Source organism: Steroidobacter flavus, from assembly GCF_042651805.1.
Lineage (GTDB): Bacteria > Pseudomonadota > Gammaproteobacteria > Steroidobacterales > Steroidobacteraceae > Steroidobacter > Steroidobacter flavus.
This window is the reverse complement of record NZ_JBHSDU010000009.1, coordinates 1-3,406: the sequence shown is the minus strand read 5'-3', so window position 1 is coordinate 3,406 and position 3,406 is coordinate 1. Positions and strand designations below refer to the sequence as shown.

Annotated in this window: 2 protein-coding genes; both read right to left on the bottom strand. The window is 55.0% G+C overall.

The window, feature by feature from the left end; all coding sequences use genetic code 11:
• Positions 1-3,069, bottom strand: a 3,069-nt coding sequence (locus tag ACFPN2_RS21365; protein ID WP_380600374.1) for a non-ribosomal peptide synthetase, incomplete at its 3' end; no start/stop codon positions are given.
• Positions 3,066-3,406, bottom strand: a 341-nt coding sequence (locus ACFPN2_RS21360; RefSeq protein WP_380600372.1) for a phosphopantetheine-binding protein, incomplete at its 5' end; no start/stop codon positions are given. The genes ACFPN2_RS21365 and ACFPN2_RS21360, both read right to left, overlap by 4 nt.

Here is a 3,406-nt window from a genome sequence, read left to right as displayed (position 1 = left end):
TCGAATTCTCTCCACCGTGCAGGATAGCCACTCCTGCATCTGCACTTCGGGGATCGGTTGACCCGTGTAACTACTGTCCCAGCCAATATAGCTCGGACCCCTTTGCGGACCGGAATAGGTTTCTTCGTACAACACCTTCCACTGACCAATGACCTCATCACCGGCCCTTTCTGACTCTTCACGCAGATGCTTGTTCCTTGGTTCAGCGACCACATACGCGACGATTCTCTTATCCTCTGCCCCCCCATCACATGCGATCACGACAGCCGCTTTCACCTGCGGATTCTTGCGCAGCTGCTCTTCAATCTCACCCAGCTCAATCCGAAATCCGCGAATCTTGACTTGCGTATCATGGCGGCCCAAAAACTCAATCGTTCCATCCGCGCGCCAACGTGCAACGTCGCCAGTTTTATAGAGACGCCCGCTTGACGTCAGAGAGAATGGGTTCGCGACGAATCGTTCCGATGTCAATTGCGGTCTATTTACGTAACCAAGGGCGACGCCCTCTCCACCGATATAGATTTCACCCGCCACCCCGATGGGCGCTAGCTCCATATAGCGGTCAAGAATGTAGATTTGAGTATTGGCGATCGGTCGCCCGATGGGTATGGAAACTTCGGCACTTTCGACTGAGTCGATGAGCTGAGTCGTCGAGAAAGTGGTGCACTCGGTTGGCCCATATGCGTTGATGAACCGCTGGGGTCGAATCTCGCGCAATACCCTTTTTGCGGTTGCTGGCTCTACAACATCACCCCCTGTAAGCAGATAGCGCAACTGACCAAGAACGCATCCTATCGCCGCTAATGATTGTGTAAGCAGCCCGATGGTCAACCAAAGGACAGTGACACCGTGATCTTTCAGCACGCGAGCTAACCTGCTCGGATCGATGACTGTGGACTGAGGGACGATTAGCACCCGGGCTCCATTCAACAATGCCGCCCAGACCTCAAAGGTCGATGCATCAAATGCAGGATTGCTACAATGAGCTATACAGTCCGTTGGATCTATCGCTGCGTACCCATTGTTGAATATCAAGCGGCTTATTGCGTGATGCGGAACGGCCACGCCCTTAGGAACACCAGTTGATCCCGACGTATACATGACGTATGCAGCGAGCGGCCGGCCCAGGTGCAATGGTTGACTCGGTTTCGGCAGGGGCTCGACCGTCGCCATCGCATCCGTGCAGTTAACCCAACGCACGCTCTTCGTCTCCATCACGGATTGAACCGGCTGATCCGTAAGCGCCCAGCGCGCCCTGCAGTCCCTGATCATCAACAGCTGCCGCTCCCTCGGGAGCGCAGGATCCAGCGGGACATAGGCGGCACCGCTCTTCAGCACCGCCAGTTGCGCCACTAGCATCAACAAGCATCTCTGCATCAGAATCGGAACAAACTCCCCGATGAACTCCCCCCGCTCTCTCAAGTAGTCTGCGAGTCGATTAGCCCTCCGGTTAAGTTCCCAATATGTTATGTCTTCCCCCATCCACAACGCGGCAATAGCATCCGGCGATCTACGGACCTGTTCTTCAAATAGCTCATGGATCAGACTTCCGCGCGGGTAATTCGCGGTTGTCGCATTCCATACTTCTGCCAACTTCCGCTTCTCCGCCTCATCAATCATCCTCAGCTGTGCTATCGGCTTGTCCGGGTCTTCAATGACCGCCGTCAGCAACACTCTAAGGTGCGCGGCCATACGCGCAATGGTGCTCTCGTCAAACAAATCCGTCGAATATTCAAAGGTACCCGCCAATCCAGCCTGACCGTCGAGTAGATATAACGTCAGATCGAAATGGGTAGTGACACGATCCACGTCTATCGGCGTCCACGTGATTCCCGGTAGCTCCAACTGCTGTTCTGGATAGTTCTCCATCGCGAGCATCACTTGGAAGATTGGTTGGCAAGCTAGATTGCGGTCCGGGCGCAACTCCTTCACGAGCGCGTCAAACGGCACTTCCTGATGTGCATAAGCCTCAAGCGTCACCTCTTTAACTCGCCCAAGCAACTGTCGGAATGTGAGATGTCCCGACACATCCACTCGAAGAATCAGCGTATTGACGAGGAAACCGATGAGCCGCTCAACCTCTCGATTTCCTCGGCCAGCAATGGGCGCGCCCACCACGATGTCGCGTTGACCGCTCCAGCGCGAAAGTAGGAGCTGAAAAGCAGCAAGAGCCAGCATGAAGAGCGTAGCCCCCTCTCGCCGGCCAAGGTCCTTCAGGGCCTTCGATATCGAAGTCGACAGCACGAACTTGAACTCTGCTCCCTTAAAGCTTTCCAACGCCGGGCGGGGCCGGTCGGAGGGCAGCTCGAGCTGGAAAGACACGTCCTTGAGCTGCTTTTTCCAGTATCTCAATTGATTGTCTAGAATCTCCCCAGTCAACCACGTCCGCTGCCAGATCGCATAATCCACATATTGAACTGGAAGCTCTGGCAAGGGTGATGGCTCGTCGCGAGCGAACGCTGCATACAAGGCCCCGAGTTCATGATGCAACACCGACCGTGACCAGCCGTCAGACACAATATGATGCATGGTCACAAGTAGAATGTGCTGCTGAGATCTTAACTTCAACAATAAGGCGCGCAGCATCGGTCCAGTACTAAGATCAAAACGCCGCTCCACTTCCTGCCTCATAAGAAGTTTGACTTCTAGCGACCGCGCTGTCTTTTCTAGCGCCGAAAGGTCATTTTCGCTCAGTAGGAACTCCCTCGGTGGGTCCACAACTTGGACTGGATTGCCCGCAATCGACTCGAAATGCGTACGCAGACTCTCGTGCCGACGCACAATCTCAAACAGGCTGTGTTCCAACGCCGCAACATTGAGGTGCCCGTCCAGTTCCAACGCCATCATCGTGTTATAGGCTGGCCCGACGAGACCCAGTTGGTCTAGAAACCACAGTCGCTCCTGCGCGTATGAAAGCGGCGCGGCTAGCCCGCGCTCTTGAGGAACGAGAGGGGGAAGCACGGTACGGCTCTTCCGAGTTTCGAGCCGTCGTCTTAGTTGCTTGATCTCCCCTAAGCTCAGTGTCCTGAGGTGCTCGGAGGAAATATCTGACCTGCGGGACTCAGTCATAGACCCTCCTCCGAAGACATCTCAGCCGCAATCTCGTCGACGATGTAGGCACTCAATGCTTCAATCGTTGGGTTCTCGAAGATCGCGCGCAGTGGCAGCTCTATGTCCAGTAGCTCGCTTATATGCGTAACTACCCGGGTGGCGAGGAGAGAATGTCCCCCGATATCGAAGAAGTTGTCCTGAACGCCAACCTGATCAATTTGCAGTAGCTGTATCCATACGTCGGCTAAGGCTTGCTCAAGCTCCGTACGGGGCGGAACGTACTCTCCCAGTTCTTCCGGTCGTCCCTGTGGGTTCGGTAAAGCACGACGGTCGACCTTACCGTTCGGCGTAAGTG